Below are 25,268 nucleotides of genomic sequence, written 5' to 3'. Positions count from 1 at the left end.
GTGGCGCCACACCCGCCGCGGGGACACGTTCGTCACCGTCATCATCGATCTTTCTTCAAGCTGTGCGAGCACCCGACGGAGACTGGGTCAGCCGACGCGGTCGGCTTCGTCGTGGCGGCCCTGGTCACGAAGAATGTCTGCCAGGTCACGGCGGATGAGGAGGGTATCGGGGTGGTCAGGGCCGAGGGCGCGGGTTACCCGGATGGTGGCTACCCAGCTGAATCCAGCTCTGATCTGGGTCTAGTTACTTGCGGGCACTCCGACGTCGTTCCAAGCGGCGAGTACCGCTTCATGCTCGATGCTGTGTCGGCCATAGCGGGTGCGGGCGGATTCGGCGGTCAGGTGTGCCCAATCGGCGAAGAGCAGCCCCCTGCGCATTCCGTCACCCGTGAGGGCGTCCCACCAGATCCGTCCCGCTCTCTCCCAGGCCTTGCCGCCCAGACGTTCGGCGACTAGGTAGAAGGCGCGGTTGGGGATGCCGTTGTTGATATGGACGCCTCCTTTATCCCGGCTGGTGTGGACGTAGTTGTCCATGTGAGCGGGCTGTGGGTCCTCGCCGAGGATGCGGTCGTTGTAGGCAGCGCCCGGATCCTTCATCGAGCGCAAGGCCAGGCCGTTGATGCCCGATGCCAGGAGTCCGGAACCGAGCAGCCAGTCGGCCTCCTCCACGCTTTGGCCAAGGGTGTACTGCTTGATCAGTTGACCGAAGACATCGCACAGCGAGGCGTGTAGTGCCCCATGCTCGCCCTCCCAGTCGAAGTTGTGCAGCATCTCTGGAACTCCGTGCCAAATCTCCCCTCCAATCACGTCAAGGCATTGGCTGAACCGGTTGAAGACTTCACCGTCTCCGTCCCCGAGCACCAGTTGGTATCCGTCCCATAGGGCGTTGTTGAAGTTGGTGCCGTAATGCACGAATGCGATCAGTGGCCGCTCGGCCAGTGGCTCCCGCCCGAGTACCTCGCGCCCGAAGGTCGTAACGGCCACCAGTCCCTCGTACGCCTCATCGACGGCCGGGTCCCCGGTTGGCGGCTTCCCATCCCAACGCAGTGGAGTCAGCCGCTCAACGCTCTCTTGCTGTCCGGCGTCGTACACGATGTGCTCGGCCTCTGGTTGCTCTGCGTCGAGTCGCTCACTGACGAGCCTTTCGAGCAGAGCCACCGGGATGTCCGAAAGTGGTGTGGGGAGCGGCAACGCTCGTATCGCCGTCAGCCGATCGAGCAGAATCAGGGACGTTGTGCCGGCACTGAGGGCGGGGAATTCGGGACGCGATTCCGCCGTTGGCGCTTCGGATCCGTCAAACGGCGCGAGCGTTTTTTCCACCTGCTCGGAAGAAATGTGTGCAATCTTGCCGAGCTCCGTGATCGCGTCCTTCAACTCCTTCACGGCGTCCTCAAGGAGCGGCACACGTACGCCGCTCAGTGATCCTTCTGCCAGGGCCGGGACGATCTCCAGTGCGTCATACCCGCGGTGGACCAATTCGAAGGATGCGCTGCTTCGCCGACGGGCGATGGTAACGCCGTATTCCTCCCATGCCGCCCGGGAGAGTGCGGGGGCTACCCAGCTGCCTGTGTGTCGGAAGTACTTGACCGCTGCACTGTTCTTGGTCAGCTCGGCATAGATCAGCCTGGCAGCTGTGCGGGCGCTGGCGCGGGTGCGCAGCACTGCGCCGCCTGCAGTGGCGGCCGCTGCCCCCAACGCGCTGATCACCGCAGCCACGAGCGTGCTGTCCATGCCGCCCCCTCGCGCAACTGCCTTCCGCTAGCAACATGATTGGCGGAACGCCCGGTTCTGCCAAGGGTCCTGACAGTTGATCACGTTGACTGGCAGAGCGGGTTGGGTCGCAGGCCGCAGGCTGTGTCCCCAGCGACGTCCTCGCCGGGTTGGAGGGGCGAGTACGCAAGGGGTCCAGGCACAGGCGGCGCCAGATGCCATTGACGCGTTCCGCCGGCACACCGTCAGATGGTCGGCAGCCCGGCTGGCTCCCGCTCCTGGTGGTGCTTGAGCGCGTCGGGGGCCCCGGCGACTGCTGAGGTCACGTGGCACAAGCGGCTCAAACAGTGCCCGCAATCCGTCGCTCACGATCCACAGACTCGTCCGGACACCTGTAGGAACGGCCGACTGACAACGCCAGTCATGCCTCTCCTGCCCCTGATCCGGGGAAATCAGAGCAGAAAAATTGGTATCGAGGGTGGCGTTGATAGCTGACGTAGTTCGGCAGCCCTACCGTGCTGGTCGGCACAGAGTTGCGCCGGTGAGCCGACGAGGTGAGGAGGCGTATGCCAGATCACTCGCAGGATGACTCCGCGGATGGCGAGAGCGGTGTCTCCCTGTGGCTGTGGTCGCTGCTCGGCGTGTTCGCGGCGTGCATGCCCTGTGCGCTGCTTGTGGTGGAGAAGCTCGGCTCCGCTCTCTCCCTGGTACCGCTCATCCTTGCGGTTCTCGCCGCGCTGGCCGGGTATGTGGTGGCGGTACGCGTCGTGGTGGGGGAGAAGTTCGGACAGCGTTCACGACGTTCACGAATCCTGGTGTGGCTGGCAGCCGGAGGCCTCTTTGTCGGCAGCGTGGCGGTGCTCTTCGCGTTCCGTCCCCCGCCGCCCCCGCTCGCCCGGATGAGTGGGGCACGTGACGTGGCCGTGGTCGGTTTCGCTGGGCACGACGGGCGGCAGGACAAGCGGGTACTGACCGATGTTGCGGCCGACTTTGCTCATGCCATGGCGGGCCGGATTCCCACGGCGACCGCCGTCCGCAGCTACGCCGATGAGGTGTCGCTGCCGCTCGCCGAGCTCCAGGGGACCCACCGCAGCAGGCTGGAGGGGAAGACCGCGAGGTTCGCCGACGAGTCCAACGCCGAGATTGTTGTGGCCGGTCTGGTCAGTACCGACCCGGCCGGCCAGACCACACTGCGTCCGGCCGTCTACGTCAGGGCCGACCAGATCCCCGACTCGCCCGAACTCGTGGGCTGGTTTCTCAGCGGACCGATTCTCATGGCGCGCGGCTGGGAGTCGGCGCGAGGACGGGCTGAGCTGAGCGCGGAGCTGACGCGGCGGATCGGCACACTCGCGGAGTTCGTGGACGCGCTGGACACCTGGCGCAACGGCAGTCCTGCGGAGGCCGCCCGGATCCTCAAGGGCCTGCTCGGTCCGAAGCGGCAGGGTGGCACAGACGACTTTGTGCCGCCCGATCTGGTCCGGCTGTTCCATGGCCATGCCGCTGAAGACCAGGCGCTCGGAGAAACCGGCCCCGCCCGGCAGGCGCTGCTGGAGGAAGCCCGCGCAGACTACCTCGCCATCAGCGAGGACTCCCCAGCCGGACGGCGCGCCGCGCTCGGTCTGCAGGGCAACGCCTATCGCCGGGCCTTGGGTCCCGCGCACAACTGCAAGCCCGGGACCGTCCGTAGCGGGGAACTCGCACAGATCTCGCAGGCCCTGGGGGCCCTGGCCAAGGACCGTGAGCTCACCGAACTCGGGCAGCTCAAGGCCACGGTGAACCTCGCGCAGGTCGAGCAGTGCCGCATCACCGCAGGGCTGGTGACGGACGACGGCACGGTGGAACGGGCCGTGGCGACCGTCCGCGCGGCCCCGGACACCACCGGCTCTGCCGCACTCCACGCGTTCGCGGAGTCGATCGCCGCCATCCACGCGTACGGCAGAGGCGATCTCGCGGCGGCCATCAAGCACATCCGAGCCGCCATCGCGCACGGACAGGATCTGGTCCAACGGGCCGTCTGGCACGGCCTTCTGGCGTCCTGGAGTCTGGCCCGCTGCGACCTGGAAACCGGCCGCACGGCCCAGCAGGACGCCTTGAATCAGCTGGCCGCGGCGGAACAGGCCGGCAGGGCGAGCACCAAGCTCCGCCGCCAGATCGAGCAAGCCTTCGCCGCGGAGCTGCGACAGGCCGAAGAGCGCTGCGGCGCGGTGCGATGAGAGGTAAGGGACAGTGAACGGGCGACTGTATCTGTGGCTGGCCGGGGTGTGCCTCCTTGCCCTCGGCTGCGAGGCGGGAAGCGAGACCCCAGCGGCACGCCCTACAGGGAGGCCCCTCATGGCCTCGACACGCGCCGGGACACCGAGTTCTTCCGCCCGGGACCTGCTGCTGGCTCAGCAGTTCGAGATGGCGATGTACAGTATCGGCCCCGTCGATTGTCACGACGAGCTGAGCCTGATCAAGCAAGGCCATCGCGTCGACCGTCCCCTGGCCTGGGTGTCGTCCAGCAGCGATGAGGTGGTGGTACGCCTGGGACAGCAGACGTTCCTGTGTCTGTACGGGTTCCCCAAGAACAAGCCGATCACGGTCACAGTGAAGGCAGGAGGACGCACTTACACCACTCCTGTGAAACGCGTAGCCACCTTGACCGCCGAGGAGTCCTCACAGAACGAACTCTTCAATGACCGTGAGTTGGAAGTCCAGGACATCGGCGACGGTCTGCTGCAGAGCGGAGGGTGGACGTTTCTCCCATCCGATCCTGCCCGTAAGGCAATCGCCCTGTCCGGTCGGCTGACCCTGGCGGCGAGCTCCGGTGACGTGAAGACCACGTACGAGGTACCGCTGCGCTGGAACCAGGGGGCGGAGCCCCTGGACGGCTGGGAGCACAGCCGCCGGATGGCGGTCTACGGATATCCGGTCGGCGCACGCGTCCCGATCGGGCTCTACCGCGTGGGCCTCGAGCGCGCGGTGCTGGAGCGGAAGGTCGGAGAAGTGGTCATGCCGCGTTCCCGGGTCGCCGTCTTCAGCATTCCCCAAGATGTGTTCCGCGTCGTGAGCGTGGAACCCCCGGCAGGCAAGGACTCTTACTGCCTGTCCGTCCCTGAAGTCCGCGCCTGCGTCACGTGGCCGGTCTGAGTTCAATAGCCGCGTCGAGGAGGACAAGCTTGTCGTGTGAAGCGATTGCTGACGGCGCCGCGCCGCGGTCATGATGGCCGGAGCCCGAGGTGACGGCTCCGTGACGTCGGTGACCGTACTGGTGCGGTCGGACCACTTCCCGGGTGGGACGGGTGCCGGTACACGTTCTGCATGGGGGATTACGGGGGATTCCGCCGGACATGGCGGCAGGCATTACGTGAAGCGGTCCTGGGGGCGCGCACCGACACCAAGGCCGACGGGCTGGCGAATCTCGTCGAGCCCGGCTGCGAGAAGGCGTACGAGCGGTTCGAACTCGTCTATTCCAAGCAGCAGGTGCAGCTTCAGCTGCTCTACGGAGAGTCTCAGCGGGCCTTCGAGTCGCAGACCAGAGAGTCGCTCAGGATCACCGTGGGATGCGTGCTGAGCAACGTCCTGCGGGACGCGCGGCTGACCGGCACGGAGCCCAACCGTCACCTCGCCGACTATCTCGGCAAGGAGATCTCCGGTCTGCGGGCGCGCATCGACCAGGACTGCGCGCTGGCGGTCAGCAGGGGCATCAACGTGGGGCTCAGTCTGGGCGCGCTCATCAGCGTCGTACTGCTGATCGTGCCCCTGCTGGTGGGAGCCGCGGGGCTGCTCGACCTGCTACGGGTCGAGGTGGGCTGCAGCGACCGCTGGAGTCTGACGGGGGCCTTCGTGTGCGGGGGAGTGGGGGCGTTCGGCGCGGTGCTCAGCGTCCTCGTGCGGCTGCGCAACAGCGGGGAGGAGCTGACGCGCCGAAGGACCAATGGTGACCGGGGTGCTGTCGCGCCCGGCCAGATGGCCCGCGGGATGCGCCACGAAGGCGTCTACCGGGTCTTCGTCGGCTGGATCCTGGCGCTGGCCGTCTACTTCCTGCTCAACGCCGGTTTCATCAAGCTGTTCGACATGCCCGCCTCGCCCGCACAGATCTGCGCGGACAACGGGGACGGACAGAGCACCACCTTCTGGGGATTCTGGTGCGCCGTCGGCTTCCTGGCGGGCTTCAACGAACGCTGGGCCTTCGGACTCCTCGACCGTTCGAACAGGCAGGAGCGCACCACCCGGTCCACGGTTCAGGCGTCCGCCACCGAGTCGAAGTCCACCTGACCCCGCGACACGCCGCGGGCATCCGCGTCGACCGACCGCCGCAGCGCCTCGTGCAGCTTCGCCGGGGTCAGTACGCCGAGGAAACGCGGCCCCTCCAGCACGGCGACCCAGCCCGCGTCGTGCTGGAGCATCACACCGAACGCCTGCTTCAGCGGGGCGCCCACCGGGACCCAGGAGTTCATGCGGTGGGCGAGGTCGCCGACCGTACCGCCCGCCGCGAGTTCGTCGACGCCGACCCACCCGTGCAGATCGCCGGCGGCGTCGAGTACGACGGCCCAGCGGGCACCCTCGGCGTCCAGCCACGCGGCGGCCTGCGCGGCCGGCTCGTCCAGGCGCGCGATCGGCGGCTGCTCCAGATCGTCGGCCTCGATCTCGGTGACGGACAGCCGCTTCAGACCGCGGTCGGCGCCCACGAACTCGGCGACGTACGGCGTGGCGGGCGTGCCGAGGACCGCCCCGGGCGTGTCGAACTGCTCGATGCGCCCCTGCCCGTACACGGCGATCCGGTCGCCGAGCCGCACTGCCTCCTCGATGTCGTGCGTGACCAGCAGCACTGTCTTGCGCACGGCCTCCTGCATCCGCAGGAACTCGTCCTGCAACTGTTCCCGCACCACCGGGTCGACGGCTCCGAACGGCTCGTCCATCAGCAGCACGGGCGGGTCGGCGGCCAGCGCCCGCGCCACGCCGACCCGCTGGCGCTGACCGCCCGAAAGCTGCTCCGGGTAGCGCGGTCCGTACGTCTTCGGGTCCAGACCCACCAGATCGAGGAGCTCGGCGGCGCGCGCCCGTGCCTTCGCCTTCTTCCAGCCGACCAGCGTCGGTACGGTCGCCGTGTTGTCGAGCACTGTGCGGTGCGGGAACAGCCCGACCTGCTGGATGACGTATCCGATGCGCCGTCGCAGCAGCACGGGGTCGACCGTGGCGACGTCCTCGCCGTTCACGAGGATCCGGCCCGACGTCGGTTCGATCAGCCGGTTCACCATCATCATGGTCGTCGTCTTGCCGCAGCCCGACGGGCCGACGAGCGTGACGAGTTCGCCCTCGGCGACCTCGAAGGAGAGGCCGTCCACGGCGGTCGTGCCGTCCGGGTAGCGCTTGGTGACCTGCTCGAACCGGATCATTCCCTCACGCTAGCCGGGCCGCCCGATGCCCGCTCACCAGCCGCGTCCCCCTGTGCATGAACTGCAAGTTCCGCTTTTGAAAAGTTTCAATTCGGCCGGAAGAGCCTGCAGGTCTCGGTTGCTCGACGGCTACCGCTCGGCGGTCAGCTCTGTTGGATTCTGTCTGATAGTCGCGTTGTTGGAGTGGTGGACATGCGCCTCAGTCGCAACTACCTTCGCAGCCAGTCCAACTGAAACGTTACAACTCGCTTCCTCCGAAGCCGAAGGGATGACGGCGTGCACGAGGCGACGCACAACGAAGGAACAGGCAACGTCCGGCGCAGAACGGTGCTCACCACCGCGCTGGGCGCCGGAGCCGTGGCGATGGCCGGGGGGATCGGCACGGGAGGCACGGCATGGGCCGCGCCGGCCTCCGACCGGACCTCCCTGCGGGGGCTGACGGTGGAACACCGCACGAATCCACTCGGCGTGGACGCCGACGAACCACGCTTCGGCTGGCGCATGGCGTCCTCGGCCCGCGGCCGGCGCCAGACGGCGTATCAGATCCTGGTGGCCACTGCGCCCGAGCGACTGACCCGTGCCCGCGCGGACGTGTGGAACAGTGGCCGCGTCGAGTCACCGGACTCGGTGGCGGTGCGCTACGGCGGCAAACGGCTGCGCGCCTCGACGCTCTACTTCTGGACCGTGACCGCGTGGGACGAGAACGGCCGCGCCGTCACCGGCGCGCCGCCCGCTCACTTCGAGACCGGTCTGCGCAGCACCGACGGCGTGTCGGGCTGGGACGGCGCGACCTGGATCAGTATGGCGGGCAAGGCCCCGAACAGCGCGGGGGCACCGCTGCTCCGCCGGCAGACCGCGATCGAGGGGAGGGTCCGCGAGGCCCGGCTCTACATATCGGCCCTGGGCGTGTACGACGCCTATGTCAACGGCCACCGGGTCTCGGTGCCGCAGGGCGAGGGCAGCACGTATGAGCTGCTCACCCCGGGCTGGAGCAACTACGACACCACCGTCAACTACATGACGTACGACGTCACGGAGCTGGTCGCGCGGGAGCGGCGGGTGACGCTCGCGGCGGTGCTCGGCAACGGCTGGTACAACTCCCGGATCAGCGAGGCGGCGACGGGCATCCCGGGACTGGACGACAGCAAGTACTACGCGAAGGACGGCAATCCCCTCGCCCTGAAGGCCAAGCTGCTGATCCGGTACGCCGACGGGACCTCCCAGACCGTGGTCACCGAACCCGGTGCCGGGTGGCGGGCCACGGACGCCGGCCCGTACCGCGAGGACGACATCTACGACGGGCAGACCTACGACGCCCGCAAGGAACTGCCCGGGTGGTCGGCGAGCGGCTTCGACGACTCCGACTGGGCGGAGGTCGCGGAAGACGGCTTCAGCGCCAAGTTCCCCGACGCGAAGCTGGTCGCCTACCCCGGTGAGACCGCCCGGCTGATGGAGCAGTGGGACCGCCGTCCCGAGTCCGTCACCGTCTACAACCAGGTGGCCGGCCAGTCCACCAGCCCGAACGGCAAGGGTCACATCGTCGCCGATCCCCGCAGGTCGGTCACCGACCGGAAGAAGGCGGCGAAGGCGGTCGTGACCCTGCGCACCGGGGACACCGCGGTCTTCGACCTGGGGCAGAACATGGTCGGCGTTCCCCGCTACACCCTGGAGGGCCCCGCCGGAGCCGAAGTCGTGTTCCGCTTCGGCGAGATGCTCAACGACGACAGTGAGGGCGCCGACGGGCCGAAGGGTTCGGTCTACCTGGCCAACCTGCGCACCGCCAAGGCGACCAGCACCTACACCCTCAAGGGTGCCGAGCACGGCGAGACCCACCAGGACTCGCTGACCTTCTACGGCTTCCGCTACGTCCAGGTGACGATCGCCACCCCCGACACCACCGTCTCGGTCTCCGGCGTCACCGGGAAGGTCGCGACGTCCGCGATCCGCGACATCGGTACCGTCACGACCGACAACGCGCTGGTCAACCTGCTGTTCAGCAACGTCCGTTGGGGTCAGCGCGGCAACTACCTGTGGGTGCCCACCGACTGCCCGCAGCGCGACGAGCGCCAGGGCTGGACGGGCGACACCCAGGTGTTCTGCAACACCGGCCTCTACAACGGCGACGCGGTCAACTTCCTCAGCCACTTCCAGGACACGCTGATCGAGTCGCAGAAGACGTACGGCCTCGACGGTGCCCAGTTCACCTGCATCGCACCCGGTTCCCGGTTCGCCTTCCCGGCCCCGGAGAGCGGCTGGTCCGACGTGGGCGTCATCCTGCCGTGGACCCTCTGGCAGATGTCCGGCGACACCACTGTCATCGACCGCAGCTGGGCGGCCATGGCCAAGTACATCGACTGGATCCACGCCAAGTCGGGCGACTCGTACGCGGGCCAGGGCTCGGTGTTCGGCGACTGGCTGGCCTTCCAGAACACCAGCTCCCAGCTGATGAGCGATGTCTACTACGGTCACTCGACCCGCCTCATGGCGGACATGGCGCGCGCCACCCGCCGCGACACCGAAGCCCGTGCGTACGACGAGCTGTTCGCGAACATCAAGCGCAAGTTCGTCGCCAAGTACCTCGGCACCGACTCCTCGGGCAAACTCGTCCTGCGCTCCAGCCTCGGCAAGGCGTCGGAGATGGGCGGCGCCGCCCCCACCGAGGACAACTCCCAGACCGCGCTGCTGTGGGCCCTGAAACTCGGCCTCTACGACACGCAGGTACAACGTCGCGAACTCCTGAGGCTGCTCGCGGAGAACATCGGGAACGACGCGGCCTACAAGAGCGCCCACCCGGACAGCGCCCGCGTGCAGTACGCCCAGAACACACTGTCCGTGGGCTTCCTGGGGGTGAACGTCCTCGCCCCGGTGCTCACCGACGAGGGCCGCGACGACCTGGCGTACAAGCTGCTCCATCAGGACGAGTTGCCCTCATGGCTGTTCTCGGTGCGGAACGGTGCCACCACCGTCTGGGAGCGCTGGAACTCGTACTCGAAGGCGGACGGCTTCGGCCCGGTCGAGATGAACTCCTTCAACCACTACGCCTACGGCGCCGTCGTCGAATGGATGTATGAGGGTGTGGCCGGAATCTCCAAGGACCCGGCCCATCCCGGGTTCAAGCACTTCCTCCTCCAGCCGCGCGTCGACCCCACCGGGAAGATCACGCAGGTGGCGGGCTCGCACGAATCGCCGTACGGCGAGATCGTCAGCGAGTGGGAGGTTTCGCAGAGCCGGACCCTGACCTACCGGGCGGTGGTTCCCGCGAACAGCACCGCGACCCTGCGCATCCCCACCACCGACCCGTCCACCGTCCGGGACGGCAGAACACCTCTGGCCCAGGCACCCGGCGTCGAGTACCTGGGCTTCGAGAACGGAGTCGCCTCCTACCGGCTCCCGTCCGGCGTCTACGAGGTGGCCTCGGCCCTCGGCTGACCGCTCACCAGCACCACCTCCAAGGTGCGCGGACCGTGTACCCCCTCGACCCGGTCCAGCTCGATGTCACTGGTCGCCGACGGCCCGGAGATCCAGGTCAGCGGACGGGTCGGGTCGAGGCGCTCCAGGGCCTGGGGCACGGAGGAGACCACCTGGTCGGGGACGTGGACGACACAGATGTGGTGGTCGGGGACGAGCGTGACGCGGCGGCGGCCCTGGTCGGGGCCGCCGTCCAGCACGATGGTGCCTGTCTCGGCGATGGCCACCGCGCAGGCGGTGACCACGCTGTCGACACGGTCCAGTTCGGCCGGGGTGCTCTGGGCTCGGTCGTGTACGCGCGTCGCATCCACGGCCTTGAGCCAGTGCGACGGCAGCTCCGGCGGGACGAGGACTGTTCGCGTGCCCCGCTCGGCGAGCAGCCGCATGAGCAACTCGGACAGCTCGTCGTCGGTGGTGCGATGAACGACCGCTCGATAGTCCGCCAGGTTCTCGGCGAGCAGATCCACCGTCTCCGCGACACTCCGCGCACCGTGCTCGCGCAGATAACTCCGGTCAATGGCCTGCCCGTACGGCGTGTCGTCCTGTCGTACGTCCGCGATCGCGCGGCGCACCCGGCCCAGGATCACCCCTCTGCTGCTCACTTCGAGTCCGCCTTCCTTCCGCCTTGCGTGCGCTGCCACCAGTCGCGGAACGGCTCCGCGGGCATCGCCGGCAGATCACGGCTCGCACTCCACGCCCTGCCGGGGCCCGGCAGTGTCCGCGGATGGAAGCGGCGCGTGCGCGATGCGAGCCGCTGGCCGGTGCGCAGCGCGCCGGGATGGCTGAACGCCCACCGCGCCGCACGCATCGCCGCCCGCTCGGCGGCATGCCCCTTCGCGGGCTTGAGGACGACCTTGTTGCCGTCCCGCGTCGTCAGACCGCCCTCGGCGACCCGTTCCCGCAGGTGGACGAGGACTTCCGGGATGTCGATGGCGACCGGGCAGACCTCGTAGCAGGCGCCGCACAGCGAGGAGGCGTAGGGGAGAGAGGCGTCGATCTCGCTCTGCGTGCCACGGAGTTGGGGGCTGAGGATGGCGCCGATCGGGCCCGGGTAGACCGAGCCGTACGCGTGGCCGCCCGCCCGCTCGTACACCGGGCAGACGTTCAGACACGCCGAGCAGCGAATGCAGCGCAGCGCCTGGCGGCCGACCTCGTCGGCGAGCGTGTCGGTGCGGCCGTTGTCGAGGAGGACCAGGTGGAAGGTCTGGGGTCCGTCCTCGTCGGTGGTGCCGGTCCATGTCGAGGTGTACGGGTTCATGCGCTCGGCCGTCGAGGAGCGCGGGAGGGTCTGGAGGAAGACCTCCAGGTCCTGCCAGGTCGGCACGATCTTCTCGATGCCGACGACCGAGATCAGGGTCTCGGGGAGCGTCAGGCACATCCGGCCGTTGCCCTCCGACTCGACGACGACCAGCGTGCCGGTCTCGGCGACCATGAAGTTGGCGCCGGAGATGCCGACCTTGGCGCGCAGGAACTTCTCCCGAAGGTGCAGCCGGGCGGCCTCGGCCAGCTCGGCGGGCGTGTCGGTCAGGCCCTCGGGGGCCGGGCGGCCCCACTCGCTCATCTCCCGGGCGAAGATGTCCCGGATCTCGCCGCGGTTGCGGTGGATCGCCGGGACGAGGATGTGCGACGGCCGGTCCTTGCCCAACTGGACGATGAGTTCGGCGAGATCGGTCTCGTAGGCGTGGATGCCCTCTTCGAGAAGCGCCTCGTTGAGGCCGATCTCCTGTGTCGCCATCGACTTGACCTTGACGACCTCCGTCTCGCCGGTCGCCTTCACGAGGTCCGCGACGATCCGGTTGGCCTCGTCGGCGTCGGCTGCCCAGTGCACGGTGCCGCCGGCCGTGGTGACCGACTCCTCCAACTGCACCAGGTAGCGGTCGAGATGACGGAGTGTGTGGTCCTTGATCTGCTTGCCCGCCTCGCGCAGCGCGGCCCAGTCGGAGACCTCCGCGACCGCCTTGGCGCGCTTGGCGCGGATCGTGTGAGTGGCGTGGCGCAGATTGCCGCGCAGGGTCGCGTTGTGCACGGCTTCGTGCGCGGCCTCGGGGAAGGCCGGCATCCCGACGAAGGTCCCACTCATACCAAGGGCTCCTCTTCCGTGCTCGCCAGGATCTCCGCGATGTGGACGGGCCGCATGCCCGTGTTGAGGCGGCCCATCGTGCCGCCGATGTGCATCAGGCAGGAGTTGTCGGCCGCGCACAGCACATCGGCGCCTGTCGACTCGGCGTTGCGCACCTTGTCGGCGCCCATCGCCGCGGAGACATCGGAGTTCTTGACGGCGAAGGTGCCGCCGAAGCCGCAGCACTCGTCGGCGCCGGGCAGCTCGCGCAGCTCAAGTCCCTTGACGGCCTGGAGCAGTCGGCGCGGCCGGTCGCCCAGGCCCAGGCTGCGCAGTCCGTGGCAGGTGGGGTGGTAGGTCACCGTGTGCGGGTAGTACGCGCCGACATCGGTCACGCCGAGCACATCCACCAGGAACTCGGTGAGCTCGTAGGTCTTCGGCACGACCGGAGCCAGCGTCCTGGCGAGCGTGTCGCCACGCCCCTCGGTGCGGGCCCGCTCACCCATCCGCGGATACAGCTCCCGCACCATCGCCCCGCACGATCCGGACGGCGTCACGATCGCCTCGTACTCCCCGAATACATCGGAGAAATGCCGGGCGAGCGGCTCGGCCTCATGGCGATACCCGGTGTTGTAGTGCGCCTGCCCGCAACACGTCTGCCCCATCGGGAAATCGACGTCCACGCCCAGCCTGGTCAGCAGTTTCACCACGGCGCGGCCGGTGTCCGGATACAGCGTGTCGTTGACACAGGTCAGGAACAGGGCGACACGCATCGCAGCTCCTTGTTCTCGATCATCGGATGAGTGCAGCGTACGCGGCAGACGCGCGCCAGGGGAGTCCCCGCTCACGGACGGGTGAGCCGGTCGCGCGCCACCGGAGCCCCGGCTCACGGACGGGTGAGCCGGTCCTCGGCGGCGCGCCACGCCGCCGTGTCGCCACGGGGCTCGTATCGCTCCAACGGCTGCGTACGAGTGAGGAGTCGCCGCATCGACGTACGGTCGCCGACCAACCCGTGGGTCCGGGCCTGGACGAGGACGTTGCCGAGCGCGGCCGCCTCCGCGGGGCCCGCCACCACCGGCAGACCGCAGGCGTCGGCGGTGAGCTGGCACAGCAGGGCGTTGCGGGTGCCGCCGCCGACGATGTGCACGACGTCGACCGGATGGTCGGCGAGGGACTGGGCCGCGCCGATCGCCCGGCTGTGGGCGAGCGCGAGGGAGTCGAGGATGCAGCGCGTCACCTCGGCAGGCGACTCGGGCACCGGTTGCCCCGACTCCCGGCAGGCGTCGGCGATCCGGGCGGGCATCCGGCCCGGCGTCAGGAAAGCCGCGTCGCCGGCGTCCACGACGGACCGCAGCGGCGCCACCTCGGCGGCGGCCGACAGAAGATCCCCCAGGTCGGGCTGCCCCCATTCGCGTACGCACTCCTGGAGCAGCCACAGCCCCATGATGTTCCGCAGATAGCGGACCGTGCCGTCCAGCCCCAGCTCGTTGGTGAAGTTGGCCGCCCGGCTCGCCTCGGTGAGCACGGGCGCGTCCAGCTCCAGTCCCGCCAGGGACCAGGTGCCGGTGCAGATGTACGCGAACCGCTCCCCGGTGGCGGGTACGGCGGCCACCGCCGAGGCGGTGTCGTGCGAACCGACCGTGGTCACCGGGACCGGGCCGGTCAGACCGGTCTCCTCCAGCACGTGCGGCCGGAGCAGCCCCGCCGGGTCGCCGGGGCGGCGCAGCGGCGCGAACAGCTTCAGATCGATGCCGAGCCGCTCGGCGATGTCGTACGACCAGTCGCGGGTGCGCGGGTCGATCAACTGGGTGGTCGAGGCGTTGGTGAGCTCGGTGCCCGACTCGCCCGTGAGCCAGTACGTCAGCAGATCGGGGATGAGCAACAGCCGTTCGGCGGAGGAGAGTTGGTGCGTCGAGCCGGCCGCCGTCAACTGGTACAGCGTGTTGAACGGTGCGTACTGCAGCCCGGTCGCCGCGTACAGTTCGGCGGCGGGCACCTTCGCCCACACCGTCTCCGCGATGCCCTCCGTACGCGCGTCGCGGTAGTGCACCGGGTTGCCGAGCAGCGCCCCGTCCGCGTCCAGCAGGCCGTAGTCCACGGCCCAGCTGTCGATGCCGACGGAGTCGATCTGCCCTGCCGTGCGCAGCCCTTCGAGGACACCAGCGTAGAGCGCGAGAATGTCCCAGCGCAGACCCTCGGGGACCTGGACCGGCCGGTTCGGGAAGCGGTGTGCCTCGGTGAGTTCCAGGGTGTCGGGGCCGACGCGGCCGACCATGACGCGTCCGCTGGACGCGCCGAGGTCCACCGCGGCGTACGACTTCACAGCGGTCACCCGCGTCACCGAAGGAACGCGGCGGCGACGCCGGCGTCGACCGGGACGTGCAACCCCGTGGTGTGCGTCAGGTCCCCACCCGTCAGGGCGAACACCGCGTTCGCGACGTGCTCCGGCAGCACCTCCCGCTTCAGGATCGTCCGCTGGGCATAGAACTCACCCAGCTTCTCCTCCTCGATGCCGTACGTCGCCGCCCGCTGCGCACCCCAGCCGCCTGCGAAGATCCCCGAGCCGCGGACCACCCCGTCGGGATTGACGCCGTTGACCCGGATCCTGTGCTCGCCCAACTCGGCGGCCAACAGGCGCACTTGATGAGCCTGGTCGGCCTTGGTGGCGGAGTAGGCGATGTTGTTGGGTCCGGCGAAGACCGCGTTCTTGGACGCGATGTAGACGACGTCCCCGCCCAGCCCCTGCGCGATCATCACCCGGGCCGCCTCGCGCGACACGAGGAAGGAGCCGCGGGCCATGATGTCGTGCTGGAGGTCCCAGTCGCGGACCGAGGTCTCCAGCAGGGGCTTGGAGATGGAGATACCGGCGTTGTTGACCACCAGGTCGACCCCGCCGAAGGCGAGTACCGCCGCCTTGAACGCCTCGGCGATCTGCTCCTCGGACGTCACGTCGACGGTGACGGCCACGGCCTTGTCGGGACCGCCGAGCGCCGAGGCGACGTCGGCCGCGCCTGCCGAGTCGAGATCGGCGACCACCACGCACGCGCCCTCGGCCACCAGCCGCTCGGCGATCGCCTTGCCGATACCGCTGCCCGCACCCGTCACCAGCGCCACCCGCGTCGCGAGCGGCTTGGGCCTCGGCATCCGCTGGAGCTTGGCCTCCTCAAGGGCCCAGTACTCGATGCGGAACTTCTCCGACTCCTCGATCGGCGCGTACGTCGAGACGGCTTCGGCACCGTGCATCACGTTGATGGCGTTGACGTAGAACTCGCCGGCCACCCGCGCGGTCTGCTTGTCCTTGCCGAAGGAGAACATGCCGACACCGGGCACGAGCACGATCGCCGGGTCCGCGCCGCGCATCGCGGGGGAGTCGGGCAGGGCGTGCCGCTGGTAGTAGGCGGCGTACTCCTCGCGATATGCGGCGTGCAGCTCCTTCAGCCGGGCGATCGCCTCGGCCAGGCCGGTGCTCGGTGCCAGATCGAGGACGAGCGGCCTGACCTTCGTCCGCAGGAAGTGGTCCGGGCAGGAGGTGCCGAGCGCCGTGAGACGCGGGTGCTCGGCGCGGGCGAGGAAGTCCAGGACGACGTCGGAGTCGGTGAAGTGTCCGACCTGTGGACGGTCCTGGGAGGCGATGGCCCGGATGTACGGCGCCAGAGCCGCGGCCCGCTCCCGGCGGTCCGCCTCGGACAGCGCCGCGTACCCCTCGACGACCGGCCCGAACGGCTCCGCCTTCCCGCGCTCGGCGAGGAAGGTCTCGGCGGTGCGGATGATGTGCAGCGAGTTGCGCTCGCACTCCTCGGCCGTGGCACCCCACGCGGTGATGCCGTGGCCGCCGAGGACGCAACCGATCGCCTGCGGGTTGGCCTCCTTGACCGCGGCGATGTCCAGTCCGAGCTGGAAACCGGGCCGGCGCCACGGCACCCACACGACGCTGTCCCCGAAGCACTCGGCGGTCAGCTTCTCCCCGTCGGCCGCGCAGGCGAGCGCGATCCCGGAGTCGGGGTGGAGGTGGTCGACGTGCGGCGCGTCCACCAGCCCGTGCATCGCCGTGTCGATGGACGGGGCCGCGCCGCCCTTGCCGTGCAGGCAGTAGTCGAACGCGGCGACCATCTCGTCCTCGTGCTCGACGCCCGGGTAGACGTCCTTCAGCGCCAGCAGCCGATCCAGCCGCAGCACGGCCAGCCCCGACTCGGTGAGCGTGCCGAGGTCGCCGCCGGACCCCTTGACCCACATCAGCTCGACGTCACCACCGGTCACGGGATCGGTGTCGGTGCCCTTCGCGGAGGCGTTGCCGCCCGCGTAGTTGGTGTTACGGGGATCGGCGCCGAGCCGGTGAGAGCGGGCGAGGAGGGCGGCGGCTTCGGGATGGGGTGCCATGTTCCTGGTCCTTAAGAAGAGTGTGTACGTGTAAGGGGGCTCAAGGGGGAGCGCCCCCAGGTCCTGTCGTCACATTCCCGTCGTCCGCCCGGAGGGCGGGCCCTGCGGCGTCAGGTGCGTGCTCTCGGCGTGCCGGGCACAGGCCCTCGTACTGGATGTACTTGGGTCTGTGCCCGGTGCGGCGAGAGTGCGTGCATGGCGTCGCGGGGCAGACGGGAATGTGACGACAGGACCTAGGGGCGCCGGGAACTGCGCGACCGGCCCATGGCGGCCCGCGGGCTGGCACCGGCCGGCCCCGGCAGACGAAGCCCGGCCATCACGCCCCCCAACCCGCCTGCTGCCCACCCACCCGCTCCGCGGCGATCCGGGCCGCGTAGCCGGACCGGTGATACGCGGCGACAGGGTCGGCGTCGAGCCCCATCTCGGACCGCACCTGGGCCAGCAACGGCCGCACGTCCGTGTTGTACGCGTCCATGAGCACGGCATTGGCGGCGAGCACGTCACCGGTTCGCTGGGCCTCGGCGAGTGCGGTGCGATCGACCAGGAGAGCCTTGGCCGTGGCCTCCTGGACGTTCATGACGGAACGGATGATCGCCGGGATCTTCGCCTCGATGTTGTGGCACTGGTCGAGCATGAACGCCACCCCCGGCGTGAAGCCGCCGCCCCGGATGACCTCGTACATGATCCGGAACAGCTGGAAGGGGTCGGCGGCCCCCACCATCAGGTCGTCGTCGGCGTAGAAGCGGGAGTTGAAGTCGAAGCCCCCGAGCTTCCGCTCGCGCAGCAGCGTGGCGACGATGAACTCGATGTTGGTGCCGGGGGCGTGGTGCCCGGTGTCGACGACGACCTGGGCCTTGGGGCCGAGCTTGAGGCAGTGCGCGTACGCCGTGCCCCAGTCGGGGACGTCCGTCGTGTAGAACGCGGGCTCGAAGAACTTGTACTCCAGGAGCATCCGCTGGTCGTCTCCGAGCCGCTCGTACACGAGCGCCAGACCCTCGGCGAGCCGGTCCTGGCGCTCGCGGATGTCGTCCTGGCCGGGATAGTTCGTGCCGTCCGCGAACCACAGCTTCAGGTCCTTGGACCCCGTCGCGTCCATGATGTCGACGCACTCGAACAAGTGATCAAGAGCCTTGCGGCGCACGGTCGCGTCCGGATGGCAGATGGAACCCAGCTTGTAGTCGTCGTCCTGGAAGGTGTTGGAGTTGATCGTGCCCAGCTTCAGGCCGCGCTCCTGCGCGTACTTCGCCAGCGCCGCGTAGTCGTCGACCTTGTCCCAGGGGATGTGCAGCGCGACGGTCGGCGCGGCACCGGTGTACTCGTTCACCTGCGCGGCGTCGTCGAGCTTCTCCTGAGGCGTGCGCGGCACTCCGGGCTGCGCGAACACCTTGAATCGAGTCCCCGAATTCCCGTACGCCCATGACGGCGTCTCGACGGCCTGGGTCTTGAGCGCGGTCTTCACCGCGGCGAGCTCGGTCACTTCGGGGCTCCTACGACTTCGGGTCTGAAAAGACGTCTGTGAAGACTTTTGAAGGCTGCGTTTCTGAAGACTTCGCTCCGACCGCGGTCCGAGTGTGGTCGAACTGCGGTCTGAAACGATTCAGGAGCCGAAGCTATGAGCCCTCCGAAGGGCTGTCAACCCCTACGGCGTGGACCGTTGACCGTGACTCTGTTGTGACCTTTGATCCTCGAAAAAATTCGACAGGAACCCATTGACGTGACCTGGGTGACATGCCTAACGTCCCGGCAACCCAATTGAAACCTTTCACGACGCTGTGGGGCCGTCCCGCCGCCGTCGTCGAGGAGCCCCTCATGACCCACCCGTCCGATACGGGTCCGGCCGCCGTGCTGGCGCTCAAGGACATCTCGAAGTCCTTCGGCGCTGTACGCGCCTTGCGGGACGTGTCCCTGGAACTGTTTCCCGGCGAAGTGCACGCGCTCGCCGGAGAGAACGGCGCGGGCAAGTCGACCCTCATCAAGACGCTCGCCGGCGTGCACCGACCGGACGCCGGTCAGGTGCTGCTGGACGGCGAACCCACCGTCTTCCACGGTCCCGCCGACGCCCGCGACGCGGGCATCGCGGTGATCTACCAGGAGCCCACGCTCTTCCCCGATCTGTCGATCGCCGAGAACATCTTCATGGGCCGCCAGCCCCGGCGGGCCCTCGGCCGCATCGACCACAAGGCCACCCACGCGGCGACCGCAGCCCTCATGAAGCGCCTCGGGGTCGAACTCGACCCCGACCGTCCGGCGCGCGGTCTGTCCATCGCCGACCAGCAGATCGTCGAGATCGCCAAGGCGCTCTCCTTCGACGCCCGCGTCCTGATCATGGACGAGCCGACCGCCGCCCTCACCGGCAGCGAGGTGGCCCGCCTCTTTGGCGTCGTCCGCACCCTGCGCGAGCAGGGCTCGGCGGTGCTGTTCATCTCGCACCGCCTGGAGGAGATCTTCCGGATCTGCCAGCGGGTCACGACACTGCGCGACGGCGCCTGGATCGCCAGTGAACCGCTGGACGGCATGACCGAGGACGACCTCGTACGCCGCATGGTCGGCCGCGACCTCGACGAGCTCTACCCCAAGCAGGAGGTCGAGGCGGGCTCGGTCGCCCTGAGCGTGCGCCGCCTGACCCGTGAGGGCGTCTTCACGGACGTCTCCTTCGACGTCCGGCGCGGCGAGATCGTCGGTCTCGCCGGGCTGGTGGGCGCCGGGCGCACGGAGGTCGCCCGGGCCGTGTTCGGCATCGACCGTTGGGACGCCGGTGAGGTCGAGGTCGGCGGCAGGACCCTGACGAACGGCGCGCCCTCGACGGCCATGGCCGCCGGACTCGCCCTCGTCCCCGAGGACCGGCGCGCCCAGGGCCTCGTGATGGACATGTCCATCGAGCGCAACATCGGCCTGACCGGGCTGCGTACGACGGTCAGGACGGGCCTGATGGACCGCGGAGCCGAACGCAGCCGCTCCCTCGACTGGGCGGTCAAGCTCCAGGTGAAGTACGCCCGGATCGCCGACGCCGTCTCGACGCTCTCCGGCGGCAACCAGCAGAAGGTCGTCCTCGCCAAGTGGCTCGCCACCGGCCCCAAGGTGCTGATCGTCGACGAGCCGACCCGTGGCATCGACGTCGGTACGAAGGCCGAAGTGCACCGGCTGCTCAGCGAGTTGGCCGCCGACGGGGTGGCCGTCCTGATGATCTCCTCCGATCTCCCCGAGGTCCTCGGCATGGCCGACCGCGTGCTCGTGATGCACGAGGGCCGGCTCACCGCCGAGATCCCACGTTCCGAAGCCACCGAGGAATCCGTGATGGCCGCTGCCACCGGGAGGGCCGCCGCATGACGGTGACCGCGCCCACCCCCGCCCCCGCCACCGAGGTGCCCAAGTCGAGCGGCACCCGGCTGGTGGACCGCGTCTTCAAGATGCGCGAACTCGCCATCCTGGCCGTCTTCCTGGTGATGATCGCCATCACCCAGATGGGCAACAGCCAGTTCCTGTCCGAACAGGGCATCAAGGACCTGCTGCTCAACGCGACCATCCTGGTGCTGGTCGCCACCGGTCAGTCGCTGGTCGTCATCACCCGGAACGTGGATCTGTCGGTCGGCTCGACGCTCGGCATCAGCGCCTTCGCGGCCGGCACCTATCTGCAGGGCGGCGGAAACCCGGTCGTCGCCGTCTTTCTCGCGGCGCTGCTCGGCATAGGCTGCGGACTGGTGAACGGGCTGCTCGTCAGCCTCGGCCAGGTGCCCGCGCTCGTCGTCACCCTCGGCACGCTCTACATCATCCGCGGCATCGACTCCATCTGGGTCGGCTCCCGGCAGATCACCGCGGCCGACCTCCCGGGCAGCTTCGTCGACTTCGGCTCCGGCGGCATCTCGGCGGTCCCCTATCTCGCGCTGATCGCGCTGGCGGTGCTGCTGGTCACCGCGTACTACCTCAAGCACTTCGGCAGCGGCCGCGAGCTGTACGCGCTGGGCTCCAACCCGGAGGCCGCGCGGCTCGCCGGCATCCCCGTCCGCAAGCGGATCCTGACCGCGTACGTCGTCTGCGGGGGCCTCGCCGGACTCGCGGGTGCCATGTATCTCGCCCGGTTCGGCAACGTCGACTCCGGCACCGGCAACGGCTACGAACTGACCGTCGTCAGCGCGGTCGTGGTCGGCGGTGTCGTCTTCACCGGCGGCTCCGGCAGCGTCTACGGCGCCGCGCTCGGCGCGCTGCTGCTCACCTCCATCAACAGTGTGCTGCCCGCCCTCGGAGTCAGCTCCGTCTGGGTGCTCGCCATCAACGGCATCCTGCTCATCCTCGCCATCGCGGTCGACCGGATCGTCGCGCTGCGCGTGGCCTCCGCACTGAAGAAGAGGAACGCCCGCCATGGCTGACTCGCCTCTCGCGCGCGCCGTCCGCTGGGACACGGTCGTCGGCGCCCTCCTCATCGTCCTGCTGCTGTTCTCCTTCGGCTTCGTGGACGGCTTCGGCAACGCGCTCAACCTGTCGTTCCTGATCGGCAACACGCTGCCCATCGCGCTGATCGCGCTGCCGATGACCCTGCTGGTGGTGGCCGGGGAGATCGACCTCTCCGTGGCCTCCACGGCCGGACTGTCCGGCTCGGTGATGGGCGCCCTGTGGAACCAGGGCATGTCGATCGAGACGATCATCCCGCTGTGCCTGCTGCTCGGCGTGGTCTGCGGGCTGGTCAACGGTCTGCTGGTGACCCGGCTCGGGCTGCCGTCCCTCGCCGTCACCATCGGCACCCTCGCCGCCTACCGGGGCATCGCACAGATCGTGCTCGGCTCGGACGCGGTGACCGACTTCCCCACCCAGTACCAGGACTTCGCGGCCGGACGTATCGGGAACACCTTCCTCCCGCAGGCCTTCCTGCCCTTCCTGGTGCTGCTCGCCATCGCGGTGGTCGTCCTGCACGCCACGCCGTTCGGGCGCTCGGCGTTCGCGATCGGCGCGAACGAGGAGGCCGCGCGATTCGCCGGCATCCGCGTCAAGCGGCAGAAGCTGATCCTGTTCGTCGCCACCGGATTCATGGCCTCCCTGACCGGCGTGTTCTGGGCGCTGCACTACGCCAGCGCCCGCTACGACAACGCCACCGGCCTGGAACTCTCCGTCGTCGCGGCCGTGCTGCTCGGCGGCATCGACTTCGACGGTGGCAAGGGCACGCTCGGTGGCGCGATCGCGGGAGTGTTCCTGCTCGGCGCGCTCCAGAACGTGATGAGCCTGCTGAACGTCTCCGCGCAGTCGCAGATCGTCGTCACCGGCGTGCTGCTCGTCGTCTCCGTGCTCGGCCCCCGGGTCGCGCGGCAGATCTCCGTAGCGAGGGCGGGCCGCAGAGCCGCCTCGACTCCGGCGTCGTGACTCCCACCCCTGCCCGCCCTGTAACTCCCTCCGCTCACCCTCGTAAAGGACCTTCCGCCATGCGCAAGTCATCGATCCGCCGTACCTGTGCGGCGCTCGCCGCCGTCACCTCGCTCGCCCTGGCGGCCACCGCCTGCGGCGGTACCACCAAGAACGACGTCAAGGACTCGGGTGGGTCCAACGCCGCCGCGGGCAAGGCCGACCCCAACGCCGCCACCAAGAAGGGCCTGACCGTCGGCTTCCTGCCCAAGCAGGTCAACAACCCGTACTTCACCTCCGCCGACAAGGGCGGCGAGCAGGCCCTGACGGAGCTGGGATCCAAGTACAAGGAGGTCGGCCCGAGCAGCGCCACCGACACCTCCGGGCAGGTGAGTTACGTCAACACGCTCACCCAGCAACAGGTCGACGCCATGGCCGTCTCCGCGCAGGACCCGGGCGCCCTGTGCACCGCGCTCAAGCAGGCGATGACGAACAAGATCAAGGTCGTCACCTACGACTCCGACACCAAGACCGACTGCCGCAACGCCTTCGTCTCGCAGGCCAGCGCCGAGGACCTGGGCCGTACCGAGGTGCAGCTGCTCGCCGAACAGATCGACTACAAGGGCGAGATCGCGATCCTGTCCGCCGCGCAGACCGCGACGAACCAGAACACCTGGATCGACTTCATGAAGGACGAGCTGAAGGACCCCAAGTACAAGGACATCAAGCTGGTCAAGGTCGCGTTCGGCAACGACGACGCCCAGCAGTCCTTCCAGCAGACCCAGGGCCTGCTCCAGGAGCACCCGAACCTCAAGGGGATCATCTCCCCGACCACCGTCGGCATCAAGGCGGCGGCCCAGTACCTGTCCGGCTCGAAGTACAAGGGCAAGGTGAAGCTGACCGGCCTCGGTACCCCCAACGACATGCGCAAGTACGTCAAGAACGGCACCGTCGAGGCGTTCGAGCTCTCGGACCCGGCGAAGCTCGGCGAGCTGGCCGCGCGCACCGCCGTGGCGCTGTCCTCCGGGCAGATCACCGGCAAGGAGGGCGAGACGTTCAAGGCCGGTGACATGGGCTCCTTCACCATCGGCAAGGACGGCGTGATCAGCCTGGGCAAGCCGACCGTCTTCAACGCGAAGAACATCGACCAGTTCAACTTCTAGTTCGGAGCGGCACTTCATGCAGCGCGTCTGTTTCCTGCTCAAGGTCCGCGAGGACCGCCTCGACGAGTACCGCGAGCGGCACGCCGCCGTGTGGCCCGAGATGCTCGAAGCGCTCTCGGCCACCGGCTGGCACAACTACTCGCTCTTCCTGCGCGAGGACGGCCTGCTGGTCGGCTACCTGGAAACCGAGGACTTCGCGGCCGCACAGGCCGGCATGGAGGCCGCCGATGTCAATGCCCGTTGGCAGGCGGAGATGGCGCCGTTCTTCGAGTCACTGGACGGCGCCAGACCCGACGAGGCCATGAAGCCCCTCACCGAAGTCTTCCACCTCGCCTGACCCAGGAGCCCCGGACATGAACAGACGTACGCTGCTGGCCAGTGCCCTGCTGGGAGCCGTGGCAGGCCCCGGTATCGCCGCCGGTACGGCCCGTGCGGCCGATCCCGGCCCCTCGGTCACCCCGGCCGGAACCACCCGACTCGACGCCCAGGCCCTGTTCTTCGTCTCCTACGACGGCCTGGTCAACAACAACGCGTTCCAGAAGAACGGGCTGTTGACGTACAAGGGCTATCAGTACGCGGCCTGGTACACCACGGACCGCAGCGCCGTCGTCGCCCGCCGGGCGCTCGGCGCGTCCAGCTGGTCCACGGTCACCCTCGCCCACCAGCTCAAGAGCTCCGACTCGCACAACGTGATCTCCATGGGCGTGTCCAGGACCGACGGGCGGCTGCACCTCAACATGGACTCGCACAGCGACGGCTTCTTCTATGTGAAGTCGGTGGCCGGGCTCCTCGACAACGCCCCGGCGTGGACCTCAGCGGTCTTCGGCGCCGTGGAGACGACCCTCGACGGGCTCGCGCTCACGACACAGTTCACCTACCCGCAGTTCATCTCGACCCCGGAGGGCAGGCTCCAGCTCAGCTATCGCGTCGGCATCTCCGGAAACGGCCGCAACGCCCTGGCGGAGTACGACGGTTCGTCCTGGACCGCGCTCGGCGAGTGGTCCAGCTCCTCCGGGACGTACACCAGCTCGCACGGCTCCAGTACCGCCCGCAACATGTATCTGCACGGCATCGACTACGACGCGGGGGGCCGACTGCACTCCTTCTTCACCTGGCGCGAGCAGAACGGCGCCGTGATGTGCAACGGCGGCGGCATCACCAACCACGACACGGGCTACGTCTACTCCACCGACCGCGGCCGCACCTGGCGCAACGACGCGGGCACCCTCGTCGGCACCACCGGAAGCTCCGACACCGTCGCCGTCACCGACGCGGGACTCGTCGTCGACTCCCTCAACCCGGACCACTCCCTCATGAACCAGGAGAGCCAGGCCATCGACTCCAGCGGCCTGCCGCACGCGATCATCAGCTACGTGCCAGGCCGCTTCGGCCAGTGCACCACCAACTACGTCACCGACCGGACGAACAACGGCCGCGCCTTCCACGTCCGCAAGAACTCCTCGGGCACCTGGACCAAGACCGAGATCCCGATCGCCCTGAACTCCAGCCAGCGCACCAAGCTGGTCCTCGACACCTACGACAACGCCTACGCGATCATGCCGTTCGGCCGGATCGCCGGTGCCTCGAAGTCCTCCGGGTACACCGACTGGACGCTTCTGTACGACGGCAGCGGTCTGAACGCCTTCGGCGAGGTCGTGATCGATGAGACCCGGGTCTCGCAGGATGGAATCCTCTCGTTCATGTACCAGGAGAGGTCCAGCGGCACGACGCCCTCGCCGCTCCATGTCGTCGATTTCCGGCTGCCCGCATGAGCACCGGCTTCGG

The 25,268-nt window shown here is 68.7% G+C and carries 19 protein-coding genes; 10 read left to right on the top strand and 9 right to left on the bottom strand.

What is annotated here, in order from left to right:
* Nucleotides 1-87: 87 nt before the first annotated feature.
* Together IEY95_RS50140 and IEY95_RS09765 are read right to left on the bottom strand one after the other, a co-directional pair.
* Nucleotides 88-204 (bottom strand): tetratricopeptide repeat protein, encoded by a 117-nt coding sequence (locus tag IEY95_RS50140; RefSeq protein ID WP_268240450.1) that lies wholly within the window; start codon nt 202-204, stop codon nt 88-90.
* A 36-nt stretch (nt 205-240) separates the two neighbouring features.
* Complete coding sequence (locus IEY95_RS09765) at nt 241-1,731, bottom strand: M4 family metallopeptidase (protein WP_189185537.1); 1,491 nt, start codon at nt 1,729-1,731, stop codon at nt 241-243.
* 545 nt (nt 1,732-2,276) lie between these two features.
* On the opposite strand from IEY95_RS09765, the gene IEY95_RS09760 reads away from it, so the two are divergent.
* The 3 genes from IEY95_RS09760 (at nt 2,277) to IEY95_RS09750 (ending at nt 5,967) form a co-directional block, all read left to right on the top strand.
* The gene (locus tag IEY95_RS09760; protein ID WP_189185536.1) at nt 2,277-3,923 is read left to right on the top strand and encodes a tetratricopeptide repeat protein; all 1,647 of its coding nucleotides are present in this window, start codon (nt 2,277-2,279) and stop codon (nt 3,921-3,923) included.
* Nucleotides 3,924-4,041: 118 nt separating this feature from the next.
* Nucleotides 4,042-4,839: a hypothetical protein gene (locus IEY95_RS09755; protein ID WP_189185535.1), complete on the top strand. Its 798-nt coding sequence runs from the start codon at nt 4,042-4,044 to the stop codon at nt 4,837-4,839.
* Nucleotides 4,840-5,010: 171 nt separating this feature from the next.
* On the top strand, nt 5,011-5,967 hold the full coding sequence (locus IEY95_RS09750; protein WP_189185534.1) for a hypothetical protein: 957 nt from the start codon (nt 5,011-5,013) through the stop codon (nt 5,965-5,967).
* Here the strand turns inward: IEY95_RS09750 and IEY95_RS09745 are convergent.
* Nucleotides 5,934-7,088 carry an ABC transporter ATP-binding protein gene (locus tag IEY95_RS09745; protein WP_189185533.1) on the bottom strand — a complete coding sequence of 385 codons (1,155 nt, stop codon included), beginning with the start codon at nt 7,086-7,088 and terminating at the stop codon, nt 5,934-5,936. The two genes, IEY95_RS09750 and IEY95_RS09745, sit on opposite strands and share 34 nt — an antisense overlap.
* 363 nt (nt 7,089-7,451) lie before the next feature.
* Between IEY95_RS09745 and IEY95_RS09740 the strand changes: the two genes are divergently transcribed.
* The gene (locus IEY95_RS09740; RefSeq protein WP_189185992.1) at nt 7,452-10,517 is read left to right on the top strand and encodes an alpha-L-rhamnosidase; all 3,066 of its coding nucleotides are present in this window, start codon (nt 7,452-7,454) and stop codon (nt 10,515-10,517) included.
* Here IEY95_RS09740 and IEY95_RS09735 read toward each other — a convergent pair.
* The 6 genes from IEY95_RS09735 to rhaI form a co-directional block, all read right to left on the bottom strand.
* Entirely contained in the window at nt 10,490-11,158 is a 669-nt protein-coding gene (locus IEY95_RS09735; protein WP_189185532.1) for a LutC/YkgG family protein, read from the bottom strand. The two genes, IEY95_RS09740 and IEY95_RS09735, sit on opposite strands and share 28 nt — an antisense overlap.
* Nucleotides 11,155-12,636 (bottom strand): LutB/LldF family L-lactate oxidation iron-sulfur protein, encoded by a 1,482-nt coding sequence (locus IEY95_RS09730; protein ID WP_189185531.1) that lies wholly within the window; start codon nt 12,634-12,636, stop codon nt 11,155-11,157. The genes IEY95_RS09735 and IEY95_RS09730 overlap by 4 nt, the downstream gene beginning before the upstream one ends.
* Complete coding sequence (locus tag IEY95_RS09725) at nt 12,633-13,388, bottom strand: (Fe-S)-binding protein (protein WP_189185530.1); 756 nt, start codon at nt 13,386-13,388, stop codon at nt 12,633-12,635. Before IEY95_RS09725 ends, IEY95_RS09730 begins: the two co-directional genes overlap by 4 nt.
* Before the next feature lie 113 nt (nt 13,389-13,501).
* Nucleotides 13,502-14,938, bottom strand: a complete 1,437-nt coding sequence (locus tag IEY95_RS09720; protein ID WP_189185991.1) for a rhamnulokinase — start codon at nt 14,936-14,938, stop codon at nt 13,502-13,504.
* 14 nt (nt 14,939-14,952) lie between these two features.
* Nucleotides 14,953-16,992: a bifunctional aldolase/short-chain dehydrogenase gene (locus IEY95_RS09715; RefSeq protein ID WP_189185529.1), complete on the bottom strand. Its 2,040-nt coding sequence runs from the start codon at nt 16,990-16,992 to the stop codon at nt 14,953-14,955.
* Between the two features lie 316 nt (nt 16,993-17,308).
* Nucleotides 17,309-18,469: an L-rhamnose isomerase gene (gene rhaI, locus IEY95_RS09710; RefSeq protein WP_189185528.1), complete on the bottom strand. Its 1,161-nt coding sequence runs from the start codon at nt 18,467-18,469 to the stop codon at nt 17,309-17,311.
* A gap of 332 nt (nt 18,470-18,801) precedes the next feature.
* On the opposite strand from rhaI, the gene IEY95_RS09705 reads away from it, so the two are divergent.
* Genes IEY95_RS09705 through IEY95_RS09680 form a run of 6 tightly spaced genes read left to right on the top strand, consistent with a single transcriptional unit; the run spans nt 18,802 to nt 25,255 of the window.
* The gene (locus IEY95_RS09705; protein ID WP_189185527.1) at nt 18,802-20,319 is read left to right on the top strand and encodes a sugar ABC transporter ATP-binding protein; all 1,518 of its coding nucleotides are present in this window, start codon (nt 18,802-18,804) and stop codon (nt 20,317-20,319) included.
* Nucleotides 20,316-21,356: an ABC transporter permease gene (locus IEY95_RS09700; RefSeq protein WP_189185526.1), complete on the top strand. Its 1,041-nt coding sequence runs from the start codon at nt 20,316-20,318 to the stop codon at nt 21,354-21,356. The genes IEY95_RS09705 and IEY95_RS09700 overlap by 4 nt, the downstream gene beginning before the upstream one ends.
* Nucleotides 21,349-22,341: an ABC transporter permease gene (locus IEY95_RS09695; protein WP_189185525.1), complete on the top strand. Its 993-nt coding sequence runs from the start codon at nt 21,349-21,351 to the stop codon at nt 22,339-22,341. The genes IEY95_RS09700 and IEY95_RS09695 overlap by 8 nt, the downstream gene beginning before the upstream one ends.
* A gap of 59 nt (nt 22,342-22,400) precedes the next feature.
* Complete coding sequence (gene rhaS, locus IEY95_RS09690; protein ID WP_189185524.1) at nt 22,401-23,483, top strand: rhamnose ABC transporter substrate-binding protein; 1,083 nt, start codon at nt 22,401-22,403, stop codon at nt 23,481-23,483.
* A 16-nt stretch (nt 23,484-23,499) separates the two neighbouring features.
* Nucleotides 23,500-23,820: an L-rhamnose mutarotase gene (locus tag IEY95_RS09685; protein ID WP_189185523.1), complete on the top strand. Its 321-nt coding sequence runs from the start codon at nt 23,500-23,502 to the stop codon at nt 23,818-23,820.
* A gap of 16 nt (nt 23,821-23,836) precedes the next feature.
* A complete protein-coding gene (locus IEY95_RS09680; RefSeq protein ID WP_189185522.1) occupies nt 23,837-25,255 on the top strand; it encodes a BNR repeat-containing protein in 1,419 nt (472 codons plus the stop codon).
* The last annotated feature ends 13 nt before the right edge of the window (nt 25,256-25,268 follow it).

This window comes from Streptomyces albiflavescens (assembly GCF_014645835.1).
Lineage (GTDB): Bacteria > Actinomycetota > Actinomycetes > Streptomycetales > Streptomycetaceae > Streptomyces > Streptomyces albiflavescens.
Note: the sequence above shows the minus strand (reverse complement) of the source record. Positions and strands in the feature narration are given on the sequence as shown.

Coding starts and splice junctions, on each gene's coding strand:
- IEY95_RS09755 (WP_189185535.1), top strand. CDS start 4,042: ATGGCCTCGACACGCGCCGGGACACCGAGTTCTTCCGCCCGGGACCTG.
- rhaS (WP_189185524.1), top strand. CDS start 22,401: ATGCGCAAGTCATCGATCCGCCGTACCTGTGCGGCGCTCGCCGCCGTC.
- IEY95_RS09715 (WP_189185529.1), bottom strand. CDS start 16,992: ATGGCACCCCATCCCGAAGCCGCCGCCCTCCTCGCCCGCTCTCACCGG.
- IEY95_RS09695 (WP_189185525.1), top strand. CDS start 21,349: ATGGCTGACTCGCCTCTCGCGCGCGCCGTCCGCTGGGACACGGTCGTC.
- IEY95_RS09680 (WP_189185522.1), top strand. CDS start 23,837: ATGAACAGACGTACGCTGCTGGCCAGTGCCCTGCTGGGAGCCGTGGCA.
- IEY95_RS09745 (WP_189185533.1), bottom strand. CDS start 7,088: ATGATCCGGTTCGAGCAGGTCACCAAGCGCTACCCGGACGGCACGACC.
- IEY95_RS09740 (WP_189185992.1), top strand. CDS start 7,452: ATGGCCGGGGGGATCGGCACGGGAGGCACGGCATGGGCCGCGCCGGCC.
- IEY95_RS09725 (WP_189185530.1), bottom strand. CDS start 13,388: ATGCGTGTCGCCCTGTTCCTGACCTGTGTCAACGACACGCTGTATCCG.
- IEY95_RS09705 (WP_189185527.1), top strand. CDS start 18,802: ATGACCCACCCGTCCGATACGGGTCCGGCCGCCGTGCTGGCGCTCAAG.
- IEY95_RS09685 (WP_189185523.1), top strand. CDS start 23,500: ATGCAGCGCGTCTGTTTCCTGCTCAAGGTCCGCGAGGACCGCCTCGAC.
- IEY95_RS09760 (WP_189185536.1), top strand. CDS start 2,277: ATGCCAGATCACTCGCAGGATGACTCCGCGGATGGCGAGAGCGGTGTC.
- IEY95_RS09730 (WP_189185531.1), bottom strand. CDS start 12,636: ATGAGTGGGACCTTCGTCGGGATGCCGGCCTTCCCCGAGGCCGCGCAC.
- IEY95_RS09765 (WP_189185537.1), bottom strand. CDS start 1,731: ATGGACAGCACGCTCGTGGCTGCGGTGATCAGCGCGTTGGGGGCAGCG.
- IEY95_RS09750 (WP_189185534.1), top strand. CDS start 5,011: ATGGGGGATTACGGGGGATTCCGCCGGACATGGCGGCAGGCATTACGT.
- IEY95_RS09700 (WP_189185526.1), top strand. CDS start 20,316: ATGACGGTGACCGCGCCCACCCCCGCCCCCGCCACCGAGGTGCCCAAG.